Annotated in this window: 14 protein-coding genes; 11 read left to right on the top strand and 3 right to left on the bottom strand. The window is 40.1% G+C overall.

The genetic code is table 11. From position 1 onward, the window contains the following. Nucleotides 1-10 precede the first annotated feature (10 nt). The 3 genes from nirD to ACFX4E_RS08055 all read left to right on the top strand — a co-directional run bounded on the left by nirD (nt 11) and on the right by ACFX4E_RS08055 (nt 2,040). Nucleotides 11-337: a nitrite reductase small subunit NirD gene (gene nirD, locus ACFX4E_RS08065; RefSeq protein WP_013055862.1), complete on the top strand. Its 327-nt coding sequence runs from the start codon at nt 11-13 to the stop codon at nt 335-337. A 71-nt stretch (nt 338-408) separates the two neighbouring features. Continuing rightward, the gene (gene cobA / locus ACFX4E_RS08060; RefSeq protein ID WP_377257978.1) at nt 409-1,179 is read left to right on the top strand and encodes a uroporphyrinogen-III C-methyltransferase; all 771 of its coding nucleotides are present in this window, start codon (nt 409-411) and stop codon (nt 1,177-1,179) included. A 24-nt stretch (nt 1,180-1,203) separates the two neighbouring features. Then, nucleotides 1,204-2,040, top strand: a complete 837-nt coding sequence (locus ACFX4E_RS08055) for a formate/nitrite transporter family protein (protein ID WP_377257975.1) — start codon at nt 1,204-1,206, stop codon at nt 2,038-2,040. Between the two features lie 216 nt (nt 2,041-2,256). Here ACFX4E_RS08055 and ACFX4E_RS08050 read toward each other — a convergent pair whose 3' ends face one another. Then, nucleotides 2,257-2,583 (bottom strand): cyclic-phosphate processing receiver domain-containing protein, encoded by a 327-nt coding sequence (locus ACFX4E_RS08050; protein WP_098332225.1) that lies wholly within the window; start codon nt 2,581-2,583, stop codon nt 2,257-2,259. Between the two features lie 455 nt (nt 2,584-3,038). Between ACFX4E_RS08050 and ACFX4E_RS08045 the strand changes: the two genes are divergently transcribed. The 7 genes from ACFX4E_RS08045 to ACFX4E_RS08015 all read left to right on the top strand — a co-directional run bounded on the left by ACFX4E_RS08045 (nt 3,039) and on the right by ACFX4E_RS08015 (nt 11,509). Beyond that, on the top strand, nt 3,039-4,016 hold the full coding sequence (locus ACFX4E_RS08045; protein WP_016763311.1) for a carbohydrate kinase family protein: 978 nt from the start codon (nt 3,039-3,041) through the stop codon (nt 4,014-4,016). Nucleotides 4,017-4,476: 460 nt separating this feature from the next. Further along, nucleotides 4,477-5,340: a GRP family sugar transporter gene (locus tag ACFX4E_RS08040; RefSeq protein WP_014461163.1), complete on the top strand. Its 864-nt coding sequence runs from the start codon at nt 4,477-4,479 to the stop codon at nt 5,338-5,340. Between the two features lie 283 nt (nt 5,341-5,623). After that, a complete protein-coding gene (locus tag ACFX4E_RS08035) occupies nt 5,624-6,082 on the top strand; it encodes a VOC family protein (protein WP_377257971.1) in 459 nt (152 codons plus the stop codon). Between the two features lie 378 nt (nt 6,083-6,460). Beyond that, nucleotides 6,461-7,588 carry a DUF2087 domain-containing protein gene (locus ACFX4E_RS08030; RefSeq protein ID WP_377257965.1) on the top strand — a complete coding sequence of 376 codons (1,128 nt, stop codon included), beginning with the start codon at nt 6,461-6,463 and terminating at the stop codon, nt 7,586-7,588. 62 nt (nt 7,589-7,650) lie between these two features. Further along, entirely contained in the window at nt 7,651-8,973 is a 1,323-nt protein-coding gene (locus tag ACFX4E_RS08025; protein WP_244300228.1) for an MATE family efflux transporter, read from the top strand. Nucleotides 8,974-9,084: 111 nt separating this feature from the next. Next, nucleotides 9,085-9,750, top strand: a complete 666-nt coding sequence (locus tag ACFX4E_RS08020; RefSeq protein WP_377257962.1) for a cupin domain-containing protein — start codon at nt 9,085-9,087, stop codon at nt 9,748-9,750. Between the two features lie 412 nt (nt 9,751-10,162). Further along, on the top strand, nt 10,163-11,509 hold the full coding sequence (locus ACFX4E_RS08015; protein ID WP_028407823.1) for an FAD-binding oxidoreductase: 1,347 nt from the start codon (nt 10,163-10,165) through the stop codon (nt 11,507-11,509). A gap of 193 nt (nt 11,510-11,702) precedes the next feature. Here ACFX4E_RS08015 and ACFX4E_RS08010 read toward each other — a convergent pair whose 3' ends face one another. Beyond that, the gene (locus ACFX4E_RS08010; RefSeq protein ID WP_377257959.1) at nt 11,703-12,533 is read right to left on the bottom strand and encodes an LCP family glycopolymer transferase; all 831 of its coding nucleotides are present in this window, start codon (nt 12,531-12,533) and stop codon (nt 11,703-11,705) included. Between the two features lie 76 nt (nt 12,534-12,609). Further along, nucleotides 12,610-12,981, bottom strand: coding sequence for a PilZ domain-containing protein (locus tag ACFX4E_RS08005; protein WP_377257956.1), 372 nt, complete (start codon nt 12,979-12,981; stop codon nt 12,610-12,612). 497 nt (nt 12,982-13,478) lie between these two features. Between ACFX4E_RS08005 and corA the strand changes: the two genes are divergently transcribed. Continuing rightward, entirely contained in the window at nt 13,479-14,450 is a 972-nt protein-coding gene (gene corA, locus ACFX4E_RS08000) for a magnesium/cobalt transporter CorA (protein WP_013055874.1), read from the top strand. Nucleotides 14,451-14,466 lie beyond the last annotated feature (16 nt).

Here is a 14,466-nt window from a genome sequence, read left to right as displayed (position 1 = left end):
GGAAATAAAGATGGTGAATAAAAACATTACAAAAGTATGCGTAGGGTCGATTCATGATTTTCCGGTAAGCCTAGGAAAAACAGTGAAAGTAAACGGAAAAGAAATTGCGGTGTTTAAGCTATCAAGCGGAAAAATACGGGCAATTGAAAATCGCTGTCCGCATAAAGGCGGGGTGCTAAGTGAAGGAATCGTGAGCGGCGACTCGGTGTTCTGTCCGATGCACGACTGGAAAATTTGCTTGCATGACGGTAACGTGCAAGAGCCTGACAGCGGCTGTGTCGACACGTACGAAGCGTCTGTTGAAGGAGATTTACTGTATCTTTTAATTGAAGAATAAGTACCGTGGCGCGTTGACTTTCAACGCGCCACAAAAATTCAAAGGGACACACTAAAAGGAGCGAAGCAAAAATGAGAACAGGAAAAGTGTACATTGTAGGAGCCGGACCAGGAGATCCAGATTTACTGACGATAAAAGCAGCCAAATGTTTAGAAAAAGCAGATGTTATTTTATATGACCGATTAGTGAACCCTGTTCTTCTTCAGTATGCAAAAGAAGGAGCCGAACTCGTCTACTGCGGGAAAAAGCCTGGCGATCACTGCGTTTCTCAAGAGGATATTCATGATTTGCTTGTATTCTACGCAAGAAAAGGAAACACCGTCGTGCGGTTAAAAGGCGGAGATCCGTTTATTTTCGGAAGAGGCGGTGAAGAAGCAGAAGTGCTTGCCCAGCATAGAATTCCATTTGAAATCGTTCCGGGTATTACAGCGGGCATCGCGGCACCGGCTTATGCTGGAATTCCTGTGACGCATCGTGAGCTGAGCCGTTCGTTTGCCGTTGTGACGGGACACTGTTTGAGCGGCAAGCCGGAAAGCATTCGCTGGGAGCATTTAGCCAAAGGAGTTGATACGCTTGCGATTTATATGGGCGTTAAAAACTTACCGTATATTTGCCGTCAGCTTTTAGACGCCGGAAAAAGCGCGGATACGCCGGTCGCGCTTATTGAACAAGGCACGTCGGCTTATCAGCGCACGGTTACGGGAACGGTTGGCACAATTGTAGACACGGCTGCTGAACAGCAAGTCAGCAATCCCGCGATGATTGTGATTGGTGAAGTGGTGAAGCAAGCTTCTGCTCTTTCTTGGTTTTTGGAAAAAACAGAAGAAAAAGTATGCGTCTAAGATGAATAAAAGGAGGAAACGCTTTTGTTTAAGAATTCACTGCAGTCAATGAATGAGTTAGCACGCGAAAAAACGAAGCTTGTGAATGAGCATTTGCCGAGTTATTTGCTGTTAGCGATGCTTGCGGGTGCTTACGTAGGGCTTGGCGTTATATTAGCTCTATCGGTAGGAGCGCCTTTAGCTTCTGCTTCTTTACCGGTCGTTTCTCTTGTGATGGGGTTATCATTTGCTGTTGCTCTCCTGCTTGTTGTATTTGCAGGAGCTGAATTGTTTACGGGAAATCATATGATTTATACGGTCAGTACGCTATCGGGAGTCACGACATGGAAAGATACGTTCAAAAACTGGACGTGGTGTTTTATCGGAAATGCGATAGGAGCGTTTGGGCTTTGTTTGTTAATTACCGGAACCGGTTTGTTTAAAGGAATTGAACCGAATCATTTACTCATGACGCTGGCAGCTAAAAAAATGAATTTGCCGGTCAGTGAATTGTTTTTTCGCGGCATCCTTTGCAACTGGCTTGTTTGTCTGGCGATTTGGACCGCTTCGCGCACTAAAAGCGATGCAGCAAAGATCATGCTTATTTTTTGGATGCTGTTTGCATTTGTTGCTTCAGGATACGAGCACAGCGTGGCAAATATGACGTTTCTTGGCCTAGCTTTATTGCTTCCGCATCCAGATACGATTTCGGCTGCTGGACTATTGCATAATTTAATTCCTGTTACGCTCGGAAACATCGTGGGGGGAGGAGTGTTTGTAGGAAGCATTTACTGGTTTGTGAACGCTAGGCAGCTAAAAGAAGCTAAAAAGCAGCCGGCTGCTCTCTCAGCTGATTTGGATTCTGCTAAACTGTCTAAATAGCAAAAAACCGCTCTTTGTACCATATAGTCTGCTTTTAAAGCTAACATAACGGTATTTTAGAGCGGTTTTCTTCTATATAATATAAACTGCTTAAAGCGTATTCACATCTATACGTATCGAACAAGCAGTATTGTTCTTCATTTTATAGAAACAGGAAGTCTGTGAGAATTGAATCCGGACAGATTCTGTTGAAATGAATGTGTGAGGGTGCAGGTCTCATCGAAGAGGCAGAGGGCATCTTAGAATTTTAATGTTGTTTGGCATTTTATGCTCTTTTTGAGCATCTTTAAAGCAGTTGTACATTGCTTTGCTGCCTAAGTGATTAGCGGAGTGAATCGTAATTCGATCGGCATATAAATGATGCTTTACCATAAAATGCACGAGCATTAATCCATTCCGTGTCTTGCTGAGTAAATCGTGATCGAGTGACAAATGTTCAACATCGAATGCTCTTAGCAGGTCAATACATTCGTCAATCGTTTCGGCTAAAACATGACCGTCAGGGCACTTGCGATAGTCGTCTAGAAAAACATTGATTTTCATGACTGATTCTCCCTTCCTTGCCTTGTATTTAGTGTAACATACATAATGTCATATACCTACCTAAGTCTATTCGACACGTTTTAAGCTATTCCTTCTTAAATAGGGGTAAAAACACGAATTTTTATCATTATTTGCATATTCACGGCGAATAAACAGGAAATAAGGAAAGAGATGTCGAACGAAAAGTAAATAAATAAACAGTTTAAACTGGAAATTAACTTTTTTTATTCTGTGATCTTTGTTTAACAAGGTCTTTTAAATCCCAGATTTAACAAGGGATGGAAAAGGTTTAATGAATAAAAGATTGTGAGAAAAAAACGATAATTTGCGATTTTTTTAAAATAAATTGGAAATTTCTCTTTACGAAAAAGATGTTTGGGACGTATAATTTGATTTAAGGATTTTTTGGAACATAGTATGACAATATGACAAAAAAGAAAAGTAAGGTGAATAGAATGGGTAAGTTATTTAGTATCGGTGAAGTATTAATTGATATGATTCCAGCTCAAAAGGGTCTTCAATTGAAAGAAGTGGAATCGTTTACGCGTGTGCCAGGCGGAGCGCCGGCAAACGTTGCAGCAGTTGTTGCTACATACGGTAATGAGTCAGCGCTTATTACAAAAGTTGGAGAAGATGCGTTTGGAGACTTTCTAGTAGACACGCTTCGTGAAGTAGGAGTAGGTACTGATATGGTCTATCGTACAGAAGAAGCAAACACAGCTTTAGCTTTCGTTTCACTGCGTGAAGACGGAGAAAGAGATTTCAGCTTCTATCGTAATCCTTCAGCAGATTTATTGCTAACAGAAGACGAAATTAACCCTGATTGGTTTGCAAGCAACGATGTTCTTCACTTCTGTTCGGTTGATTTAGTTGAAAGCCCTATGAAATACGCTCATATGAAAGCGATTAAAAGCATGAAAGAAAAAGGCGGCGTTATCAGCTTTGATCCAAATGTACGTCTTCCACTGTGGAAAGATCATGAGCTATGCCGTCAAACAATTTTAGAATTTATTCCTCAAGCGCACATTGTCAAAATTTCAGACGACGAGCTAGCGTTTATCACAGGCATTGAAGATGAACAGCAAGCGATTCAGTCTCTATTTACAGGTGACGTTCAAGTAGTTGTGTTCACAAAAGGTGCAGAAGGCGCAACGCTTTATACAAAAGAAGCTGTCTATGAATCAAACGGTTACAAAGTAGCGGTTGTTGATACAACAGGTGCAGGAGATGCGTTTATTGGCGGATTCCTTTATCAGCTATTAAGCCGAGATGTGTCACAAGAAAACTTAACGGCTATTCTTGACTCTGACCACGACGCTATTTTGCGCTTTGCAAATGCAAGCGGTGCCTTAACGACAACTGGAAAAGGTGCAATCAGTTCGATTCCAGCCAAAGAAGTAGTAGAGCAATTTTGTAAGCCTGTAGCTAACTAAAATGAAAAGGCTTTATCTCTTCTTATTTTCAATCAGCAGAGGCGCTAGTTTCTGCTGATTGCAGATCACACAAGAGGAAGAAGCGAGCTGCGGAGTAAGAAGAAAAAAATTTTTTCTGTTTTTAAAAAATAATCAAAAAAATTTCTAGCTAAATAATAAATGTTCGTGTTAGTATAATACGAGCAGCAAGAAATAGCAGTTTTACCACCATTTATGAAAACGTTATATATTTATCGATGTAGGAAATTTAATAGGATCAAAGAGCGACCCTATTAAATTTTCTAGACCTAAGCGGATGATGCCTCCCTTGCGGGGTAGGCATCATCCGCGTAAGTGGACCTTTGGGGGAATATTCGAGGGAGTATAAGTGCTTGGCTCTTTGCCCTTGATGAGAGAAAAGCAGCAGGTCGTTACATACGATGTACATAGATTAGAAATAGGAAAGTAGGTTAAGAGAAAGATGGATATTTTGCTAGGTGTTCTTCCTTCCGTTGCGTGGGGAAGCATGATTTTAGTTAGTATGAAGATGGGCGGTGGACCTTACAGTCAAACGCTGGGAACAATTATTGGAGCTTTGATTCTTTCATTTGTTCAGTTTATGATTGTGCAGCCGGTGTTAACGCCAACGCTCGTTATTGTCGGAATTGTTTCAGGTTTGTTCTGGTCAGTAGGTCAAAGCAATCAGTTTAAAAGTGTTCCATACCTTGGTGTTTCAAAGTCAATGCCGATTTCAACGGGTATGCAATTAGTATCAACAGCTCTTTTTGGTGTTATTGTATTTAAAGAATGGTCAACGCTTCAAACGATTGTACTTGGATCTATTGCGATTCTTTTAATACTAGCAGGCGTTGTGCTTTCTTCATTAGACGGTAAAAAAGAAGGAGCACAAGGGACTCCCGGACAAACGAAAAAAGGAGTTATCACTCTTATCATTTCAAGTCTTGGGTTCTTAGTTTACGTAGTTATCGCACGTATCTTCAACGTAGACGCATGGGCAGCTTTATTCCCGCAAGCAATCGGTATGTTAATTGGCGGCTTAATCATTACATACAAACATAAGCCATTTAACAAATATACGATTCGTAATATCTTACCAGGTCTAATCTGGGCATCTGGAAACATGTTCTTATTCTTATCTCAATCAAGACTAGGCGTAGCAACAAGCTTTTCACTATCGCAAATGGGGATTGTTATTTCTATCTTTGGCGGTATTGTCTTCTTGGGAGAAAAGAAAACGAAGCGTCAATTATTCTATGTATCTCTTGCGAGTGTACTGATTATTTCAGGCGGTATCTGTATCGGCCTCGCAAAAGCCCACGCTTAATTTATCGATGTAGAAAAACCCCCATGGCTAAAGTACAGCCATGGGGGTTTTTCTAGCACTAAGGGTTTGAGGCACCCCTTGCGGGGTAGCCTCAAACCCTTAGTGAAGGTCAAAACCTTAGTAGAAACCAAATCTTAGTGTTCTTCAGTGCTCTTCGGAATTTCAAGGCTGCATGTTTATGTTGGGGTTTCTCATTCTTAAGGCTGATTGTTTTTCATTCTTTGTTAGGAAGCTGTTTGGTGTGAGATGGCTTATAGTAGGAGAAAAGGATGGAGGAGAGGCTATGATTAAGAGTATTTATGAGACGCATGTGCAGGTTCGGAGTTTGGAGGATTCGATTGAGTTTTATAGACGTCTTGGGCTGACGTTTGTTCATCGAGTTGAAGAGAGGCGCTGTGCTTTTTTCTTTGTTGGGGAACAAAAGCAGATGCTTGGGCTTTGGGAAACCGATGAAAAAGAGTTGAAAAGAAGTCATTTTGCTTTTGGTATTGAAGCAGCGGATATTCATGAAGCATTAACATGGCTGCGTTCAAAAGGTATTGAACCGGAAGAGACGTCGTTTGGAAAGCCGCAGACAGAACCGATTGTTCATACGTGGATGCCAGCGGCTTGCGTATATTTTAATGACCCTGACGGTAACCGTTTAGAGTTAATTACACTTTTAGATGATAAGCCCGTTATATCTAAGGATTTTCCTTATTTAAGTGAATGGAATAAAGAGACCGGAACGAAATTATTTTAGCTCAAGTGAAAAACGAACCATTGATCAACGTGTTTGATTCGTGGTTCGTTTTTTTGGTTATGGTTAACGTAGGTTTCATGTGTGTAGGTTTTTCTAGCAGTTGATTAGAGGGCAAGGCGAAGACTCCTGCGGGAAAAGCGCAAGCGACGAGGAGGCTCACCGGCCGCCCGTGGAAAGCGAAGCCTTGCACGGAAATCAACTGCGGTGTCAAGCGATCTGTGTGAGCTCATGTATCCCATTTGTTCGTATTTAGGTTGGGTTCATTTCGTTATAATTCAACCTTTCTTGTGTATCATAAAACGTATAATTGACATATTTATAAACATATAATATATTTGTTTATAAATTAATAAACAAATAAGAAAGGTGTCTATTTATATGGTAAACGATTTGTTTTGGGAATCATCTTTTGAAGATATGAAGAAAGGGTACGGGGAAAGCGAAGATCACTACCACTGCTTACTGTGCAGTGAAAGCATTGAAAAAGGCATTATTTATCCGGTGGAAGGTGTTTTTTATGAAGCAAAACGTTATATGAAGCTTCATGTGGAACAGCAGCACGGGTCTGTGTTCCAACATTTAATAGAGCTAGATAAAGAGGTAACGGGTCTGTCTGATCATCAAAAAAATTTAGTGAAGTTTTTTAAAGAAGGAAAAAGCGATAGTGATATTCAAAAAGAAATGGGAATTGGCAGTTCATCGACCATTCGGAATCACCGCTTTACGTTAAAGAAAAAAGAGCGTCAGGCAAAAGTGTTTTTAACGCTGATGGAACTGTTGAACGACGGGGAAGAAGAGAAGGCGGTATCCGTAACAAATACGACGCCTAGAAGAAGTCAGCGCTACAGCGTCAGTGATGAAGAACGTGAAAATATTTTAGCGAAGAATTTTCCGCAAGGTTTAAACGGACCTCTTCGCACCTTTCACTTGCAAGAAAAACACCGTCTTGTTGTTCTTGAAGAGTTAAGCGGGCATTTTGATGTTGGAACAACGTATACCGAAAAAGAAGTAAATGATAGGTTAGCACCTTTTTATGACGACTACGCCGTGCTGAGACGCTATTTAATTGAGTACGGTTTCTTAGAGCGCAGCGCAGACGGAAGCAGCTACTGGAGAAAAGGAGAGACAGAGATGAGCGAAAAAGACTATAAAAAGCAAATGAAGCAGCTAGCGAAAGAAGTAAAAACAGAAGGCGGCGTGTATCAAATAAAAAACCTTCACAACGATAAGATTTACATTGGCTCTACGCCTAACATCAAAACGTTAAACGGCGTAAAGTTCACGTTAAAGACGAATACTCATCAAAATAAAGAGCTTCAAAAAGAGTGGAATACGTACGGAGCGGATGCTTTTTCAATTGAGATGCTGGAAACGATTAAAAGAGAAGAAGAAAAAGCACTTTCAAAAAAGGATTTGCTGAAACTGGAAGCGAAATGGTTAGAGAAGCTGCAGCCTTACGGCGAAAAAGGCTATCATTCGCCGAAAGCTGATACAAAGGAGAAATAGGTGTGAAGAATCAAGATGTTAAAAGTGAAGCAGTGGAATCAGAAAAATCCGTCAGTAAGCTGATGCTTGTGTTTTTGATTCCGCTCATGTTAAGTAACGCCATGCAGTCAGTTGGGCAGCTGGCGGGAAGTATTATTGTCGGAAGAGCGCTTGGAGTTGATGCGTTAGCCGCTATTTCCGCTTTTTTTCCTCTGTTTTTTCTGCTCGTGTCGTTTTCGATTGGAATTGGTTCAGGAAGTTCCATTTTAATCGGGCAAGCGTACGGGGCACAAAACGAAAAACGAGTCAAAGAAATTATCGGTACCACGCTCACGTTTACCTTTTTAGTCGGAATTGTGCTTGCTGTTTTAGGAAGCATATTTGCTCCGGATATTCTTCGGATTATGGGAACGCCGGCTAATATTATTGACGTAACGGTTCACTATGCGCGCATTTTGTTTGTGGCAATTCCTGTTTTGTTTTTATACTTTGTTTATACGACGTTTATGCGCGGAACCGGAGACTCTAAAACGCCTTTTTACTTTTTAGTTGTGAGTACGGTCTTAAACATCATTTTCCTTCCGATTTTAATTTTTGGATGGATCGGAGTACCAAAGCTTGGAGTGTACGGTGCTGCGTACGCAACGGTGTTTTCAACTGTATTAACGTTCATTATTATGATTGTTTATTTACGCAAGAAAAATCATCCGCTAAAGTTTGACTCATCTATTTCATTAAAAATGGACGGAACGCTTTTAAAGTTGCTTATGCGTTTAGGGATTCCAGCGAGTATCAATATGATTTTAGTTTCTCTTTCTGAAATTGCGGTTATTACGTTTGTAAACGGATTTGGCTCAGACGCTACAGCAGCGTACGGAGCGGTGAACCAAGTGGCGAGCTATGTACAAATGCCGGCAATCAGCTTAGGCATTGCGGTTTCTATTTTTGCGGCGCAGTCGATTGGCGCCAATAAATTTGAGCGTTTAAAAGAAGTGATCCGCTCTGGAATTATGCTGAATTACGTTATTGGCAGCGTATTGATTTTACTTATTTATCTCTTTTCCAATCAAATTTTAGCTCTGTTCTTAACAAGTCAGCACACGCTCCATATTGCCGAAGAGCTGTTAGTGATAACACTTTGGAGCTATTTGATTTTCGGTCATGCTCAAATTATTACCGCTACGATGCGAGCAAGCGGTACGGTGCTTTGGCCTACGGTCTTTAGTATTATGGCTATTTGGTGTGTAGAAGTACCCGTAGCCTACGTGTTATCGCAGTTTACACCTCTTGCGATCAAAGGAATTTGGATTGGATATCCAGCGGCGTTTGTGGTCAGCTTAATTCTGCAGTACAGCTATTATCAATTTGTATGGAAGAAAAAGAAAATTGAACGCCTTGTCGGATAAAAAAACGAGTGGAAACGCTCGTTTTTTATTTTTCCTAATTAAAACACCCTTAGCAAAGAGTTTTAATAGGATAGTGCATATAACTTTTTGATGAAAAGAGGGTATGACACTATGAGTAAATCTGGATTTGTGCCGGATAATTCAAATATTAAAAAAAGCTCAGGAACGCCTAATTTGTCAGTGAACTATAAGCAAAACGTCCTGTTCAAACGAAACGACCAAAATATAGCGTATCAGCTAACCTCAACTCAGCTTCCTGCAATGCTTGGAGGAGCGTTTGTTGATTTATATATGACCAAAGGGCATATGAGAGAACCGCACTGGCATCCAAACGCGTGGGAATTAGATGTCGTCGTTTCAGGTGAAGTGCAGGTATCTATTTTAGACCCTGATACAAGCAGCATGCACAATTACCGAATAAAAGAAGGCGAAGTTGTGTTTATACCGATGGGCTGGTGGCATTGGATTGAACCCTTATCGGAAGAAGCGCATCTTCATCTCTTTTTTAACAATGATCAATTTGAGTCTACAGAAGGATCCGACGTGCTGCGCTTAACGCCTCCGATCGTGTTTCAAAAAGCATACGGAGTAAGCGCAAGCGAAGTAGCAGAAGCCGTTGCTCCGATTACGGATACGGTTATCATTGGACCGCCTGAGAGTAAGCAATACTATAAGATGAAACAAGCAAATGAGTATAACAGTGATGGAAATGATGAAAGAATTATCGTCAAAATTAACGAGAAAATACTTGCTTCTGAAGAGGGGCAAGACGTGTAAGGGTTTTTTAAAATGAGCTTAACGGAAATTCTGCTTTACCTCTATATCTTTACTTCCGAGCCAAATCAAATGGCTCAAGAAATTAAGTAAACAAATCTATGACTTATCATAGGTAAGCAACATCACGATCATGGTATCTTCGATTAATCTACTATATGACTAGGTTTGACTATTTGTATAATACACAAACCTAGTTTATTTAACCAAAATTATCAGTAGTTAATTTGGTTAAAATTCTATAAAAATAGCGTTTTGAGGGACTTTTTCAACATCAAAAATTCTCTGTGAAAGGTATACGCTTAGGTATATTTGCATGTTTTTAAGTTAGTAGATAATTTGTCCAAGAGCTTGTCAAAACCCTACATATACTAGTATTGGTAATTAAATATCTAGTAGGAGTGGAGTATAGTATATGGGATCAACACACCTAACAGGGCGAGTAATCTTTAAGGGTGACCCTGGTTATAAAGAGGCAGTTAAGAACTGGAACCCTTATGTTGATGTCTTTCCTCTTGTCTTTGTTTTTGCACAAAATTCATATGATGTTAGTAATGCTATTAAATGGGCTCGTGAGAATAATGTACCACTGCGCGTCAGAAGTGGTCGTCACGCTCTCGATAAGAACCTTTCAGTAGTAAATGGTGGACTTGTTATTGATGTGAGCGACATGAATAAAGTTCACTTAGATAAAAAAAATGCAATTGCTGTTGTTCAAACAGGAGTGCACGTAGGTCCGCTTGTAAAAGGTTTGGCTCGGGAAGGTTTTATGGCGCCGTTTGGGGATAGCCCAACTGTTGGAATCGGAGGAATTACGATGGGAGGAGGATTTGGCGTACTCTCACGGTCGATTGGTCTTATAAGCGATAACCTTGTCGGTTTGAAAATGGTAGATGCACATGGCAAAATTATTGAAGCAAATAAATCTTGCAATGAAGATTTATTTTGGGCATCTAGAGGTGGTGGAGGCGGTAACTTTGGATATAATACTCAATACGCGTTTCAAGTTCGTCGCGCACCTAAAACCGCAACAGTTTTTAACATTATTTGGCCATGGGAACAGCTAGAAGCGGTATTTAAAACGTGGCAGAATTGGGCTCCGTTTGTAGACTCACGGCTAGGATGTATCCTCGAGATTTACAGCAAAGTCAACGGCTTGTGTCATGCAGAAGGTATCTTTTTGGGCTCAAAAAAGGAGCTAATTCAATTATTAGAGCCTTTAACAAACACAGGTACTCCATCACAAATCGTGATAGAAACATTACCTTATCCAGACGCTATAGATTTCTTAGACCCTGACGAACCAATCCCTGGCAGATCTGATCAAAGCGTTAAATTTTCCTCATCATGGGGACTTGATTTATGGCCGGAAGAGCCCATTTCAATTATGAAGAAATTCTTGGAAGAAGCTCCCGGCACAGAGTCCAACTTCTTTTTTATAAATTGGGGCGGTGCGATAAGTAAAGTACCAAGCCACAAAACAGCCTTTTTCTGGCGCAGCCCCTTGTTTTATACTGAATGGACTGCTAGTTGGGAAAAGAAATCACAAGAAGCTGCTAGCCTTGCATCAGTTGAAAAAGTACGTCAGATGATGAAGCCTTATGTAACAGGTTCATATGTTAATGTTCCTGACCAAAATATTGAAAATTTCGGAAAGGCCTATTATGGATCAAACTTTTCAAGGCTTCGAGAGGTAAAGGCGAAATATGATCCAGAAAATTTATTTCGTTTTCCGCAAAGCATACCGCCATCATCATGCTGAAGCTTTTATTCATTAAATAAGATCTCTTAGGCTTAGAACTGACCTTTGATTGGTAAGCAGCATCTATCAATCGAAGGTCAGTTTTTATATAGAAAAGTCACATTCTCTATAAGCTAGCAAAAATTAAAAAGGATTTAATTATGCATCTACATATAACGTATACGCAATAACCGCAGGAATCAATCTCCTGCGGTTATAAAAAAAGCTCGCTACGTTCTAAGTGTTTATATAGACGCGTTGTGACTTGTTTTTGGTTCCATTCGTTTTGCGGAAACTGCTGCTTGTCTACGTGAGAAACGGCTGGTTTGTAGGTTTTTTGAATCCGTTTGATATCATTAAACGTTGCGTTGGTTTCAATGTGATCAGCGAGCGTAAATACAAGAGAATGTAGCTTTGCAACATTGGGAATCGTAGCTGCTTGGCTGAAAATAGCTTTCGCGACGGACAGCTGTCTTTCATGCGCAGTAAAGATGTCTTGCTCATTACGCTCCTTTAAAAAAATAAGCGCTTCTTTTCCGTTAAGACGAATTGATCCTTTTGGAAAAACAATGTTGCTCTGTTCAAAAGCACGTTTGTTTGTGACGATAATGCCGCCTAATTTATTTACAGCATCGACGACTGACTGCTGATCCATTTTGACATAATAATCAACAGGAAGCTTTGCATACGTTTCGACGTTCTTTACGACAGCATTCATATTTCCTCGGTGATAAATGGTTCGCAGTGTTTCATTGCCGAGCTGAGTTGACCCTGGCAAGTGGGTCATTTTTATTGATTCATGCTGCTTATTAACAGTCATATACACAAATGACGTATTTTGATGGTTTTCTTGAATTAAAAGCAGGGAAAACGGTTGCCCTTTTTTTAAATTGACGTGTGTTTTGTTACCAAGCTCAAGCGGTACATATGTTTGTTCAACGGCGGCTTTCACCGTATGATAGCCTGCAAATGTGATGCTGACAAAACTGACGAGTAAAAATAGTACGAGACCGCCAATCCACTCTTTTTTTGCTTTGCTGCTCATCGTCTCACCTTTTTCTATCGAAGTCGTTCGTAGTATTGCCATCTTAAAAGGGGAGTAAAACAAATGAGCGCTATTTTTATTGCTTATATTGCTTTTTCTTGGCATAGGTTTTGAGCTCTGTGATTAAAATCGCTTGTTCTTCCACATCGTTAAACGCTTCAATGCCATAAAGGTATTCGGTGTGCCGTTTTTCTTTCCACACGCAAAGTCCGGTAATATGGATGGGTTTTTCATTTAAATAAAAGCTGATTTTTAGCTGAATTTGATGGTTGAAAATAGGTAAATCAAGCGGCGTGATTATTTTGATTCCTTTTGGTGAAAGGTCGATAACGGACAAAGGACCTGGCTTAGAATCGATTTCTTTGTTGTCGTATTTAGCAATGGAAAACGTTCCAACTATGGGGGTCTCAAATAAAAAGCGAAACGGTTCTTCACGTTTAAAATGCATGTATCATCAGTCCTTTTCGTAATCTAAGTTTGTTAAGTAAGTATTCGATGAAAGTCCAAAAATTCCTACACGTTTTTCCCCATCACACATATAATGTTTATCGGTGTAGAAAATCTCACATGACCAAAGACCGGCCATGATAGATATTCTAGACCTTTGTGGGAAGATTCAAGCGATCTTAGTTATCGATTGCCGATTTTAACTGCTTTTATAGTATCGGAAGTTTTGTTTGAAACTTTAAATAGAGAGGGAAAGGTTTTGAAAAAAGCGCTACGCTAGAGTTAGATTGTATGTTAAAATTAAACTTTGTGAAGTAGCTGTATTACAAGTCAGCGTTCCTTCAACTAATTAGGAGGTGAGATGAATGGGCACTGATGACCCCATTTCGATGAAGGTTACTGCAAAACAAGATAGGGGCAACAAAGGTGTATATGTTCCTCTCATTTCAACGAAGGAAAATACCCCTTAATGCCTCAATGATGTGAGGTGAAAAATCAATGATTAAAACATACTTATATGATGATGAAACAAAAGAAATGGTAACGAATCTTGATTTAGGAGACGTGCATGAGAAATTGCGCAATCCTGATAATTTGCTGTGGATTGATTTGTATGATGTCCACGGACAAGAGCTTGCTCAAATTGCTAAATTATTCGATTTTCACCCATTGGCGATTGAAGACTGCTTACACGACAGTCCTCGCGCTAAAATGGATGATTACGAAGACTATAAATTTTTCGTCTTTCACGCGCTTCGCTATAACGAAGAAAGTGATGACGAGATTACGACGCTTGAGTTAAATGCCTTTGTCGGATCAAATTACGTAGTGACGATTCATAAACATAAAATGGGGTGGCTTCGTAAAATGGATGCTGTGTGCTCACGCTATCCAAAGTTTATGAACCGCGGCGCCGACTTTTTACTGTATGCTTTGATTGATGGCATCACGGACGAATACTTTCCGATTTTAGACCGAATTGACATGCGTATTGATGAATTAGAAGATGAAATCTACAACAAAGAAGTGCGCGGAGTGACGGAAGAGTTCTTGGCGTTAAAAAGAACGATTATCTTAATCCGTCGCGTTATTTTGCCTCAGCGCCGAATTTTCTTAACGGTGAATGGAAAGTGGAAATTCGATATACGAGAAGAAAATGTTCCTTTCTATATTGACTTGCTTGACCACTTAGAGCGTATTGTAGACTCTGCCGAAACGTTTAGAGACCTCGTAAACAGTGCGCTTGATACGTATTATTCTATTACCAATGCAACTTCATCTGAAAAGCTGAACGTCTTAACGCTGATTTCAACGATTATGCTTCCGCTGACGTTCGTAACCGGATTTTTTGGGATGAACGTACCGATTCCATATCAAAATTCCCACTGGGCTACTGCTGTTATTATCGTTATGTTAATTGTGTTAACGTGGGGAATGTGGAAATACTTTAAAAACAAACAGCTTTTATAACAAAAAGGCACTTGGC

It is taken from the genome of Priestia sp. YIM B13491 (genome assembly GCF_042787605.1).
Classification (GTDB): domain Bacteria; phylum Bacillota; class Bacilli; order Bacillales; family Bacillaceae_H; genus Priestia; species Priestia megaterium_E.
Note: the sequence above shows the minus strand (reverse complement) of the source record. Positions and strands in the feature narration are given on the sequence as shown.

Coding starts and splice junctions, on each gene's coding strand:
- nirD (WP_013055862.1), top strand. CDS start 11: ATGGTGAATAAAAACATTACAAAAGTATGCGTAGGGTCGATTCATGAT.
- cobA (WP_377257978.1), top strand. CDS start 409: ATGAGAACAGGAAAAGTGTACATTGTAGGAGCCGGACCAGGAGATCCA.
- ACFX4E_RS08050 (WP_098332225.1), bottom strand. CDS start 2,583: ATGAAAATCAATGTTTTTCTAGACGACTATCGCAAGTGCCCTGACGGT.
- ACFX4E_RS08045 (WP_016763311.1), top strand. CDS start 3,039: ATGGGTAAGTTATTTAGTATCGGTGAAGTATTAATTGATATGATTCCA.
- ACFX4E_RS08040 (WP_014461163.1), top strand. CDS start 4,477: ATGGATATTTTGCTAGGTGTTCTTCCTTCCGTTGCGTGGGGAAGCATG.
- ACFX4E_RS08035 (WP_377257971.1), top strand. CDS start 5,624: ATGATTAAGAGTATTTATGAGACGCATGTGCAGGTTCGGAGTTTGGAG.
- ACFX4E_RS08030 (WP_377257965.1), top strand. CDS start 6,461: ATGGTAAACGATTTGTTTTGGGAATCATCTTTTGAAGATATGAAGAAA.
- ACFX4E_RS08025 (WP_244300228.1), top strand. CDS start 7,651: ATGCTTGTGTTTTTGATTCCGCTCATGTTAAGTAACGCCATGCAGTCA.
- ACFX4E_RS08020 (WP_377257962.1), top strand. CDS start 9,085: ATGAGTAAATCTGGATTTGTGCCGGATAATTCAAATATTAAAAAAAGC.
- ACFX4E_RS08015 (WP_028407823.1), top strand. CDS start 10,163: ATGGGATCAACACACCTAACAGGGCGAGTAATCTTTAAGGGTGACCCT.
- ACFX4E_RS08010 (WP_377257959.1), bottom strand. CDS start 12,533: ATGAGCAGCAAAGCAAAAAAAGAGTGGATTGGCGGTCTCGTACTATTT.
- ACFX4E_RS08005 (WP_377257956.1), bottom strand. CDS start 12,981: ATGCATTTTAAACGTGAAGAACCGTTTCGCTTTTTATTTGAGACCCCC.
- corA (WP_013055874.1), top strand. CDS start 13,479: ATGATTAAAACATACTTATATGATGATGAAACAAAAGAAATGGTAACG.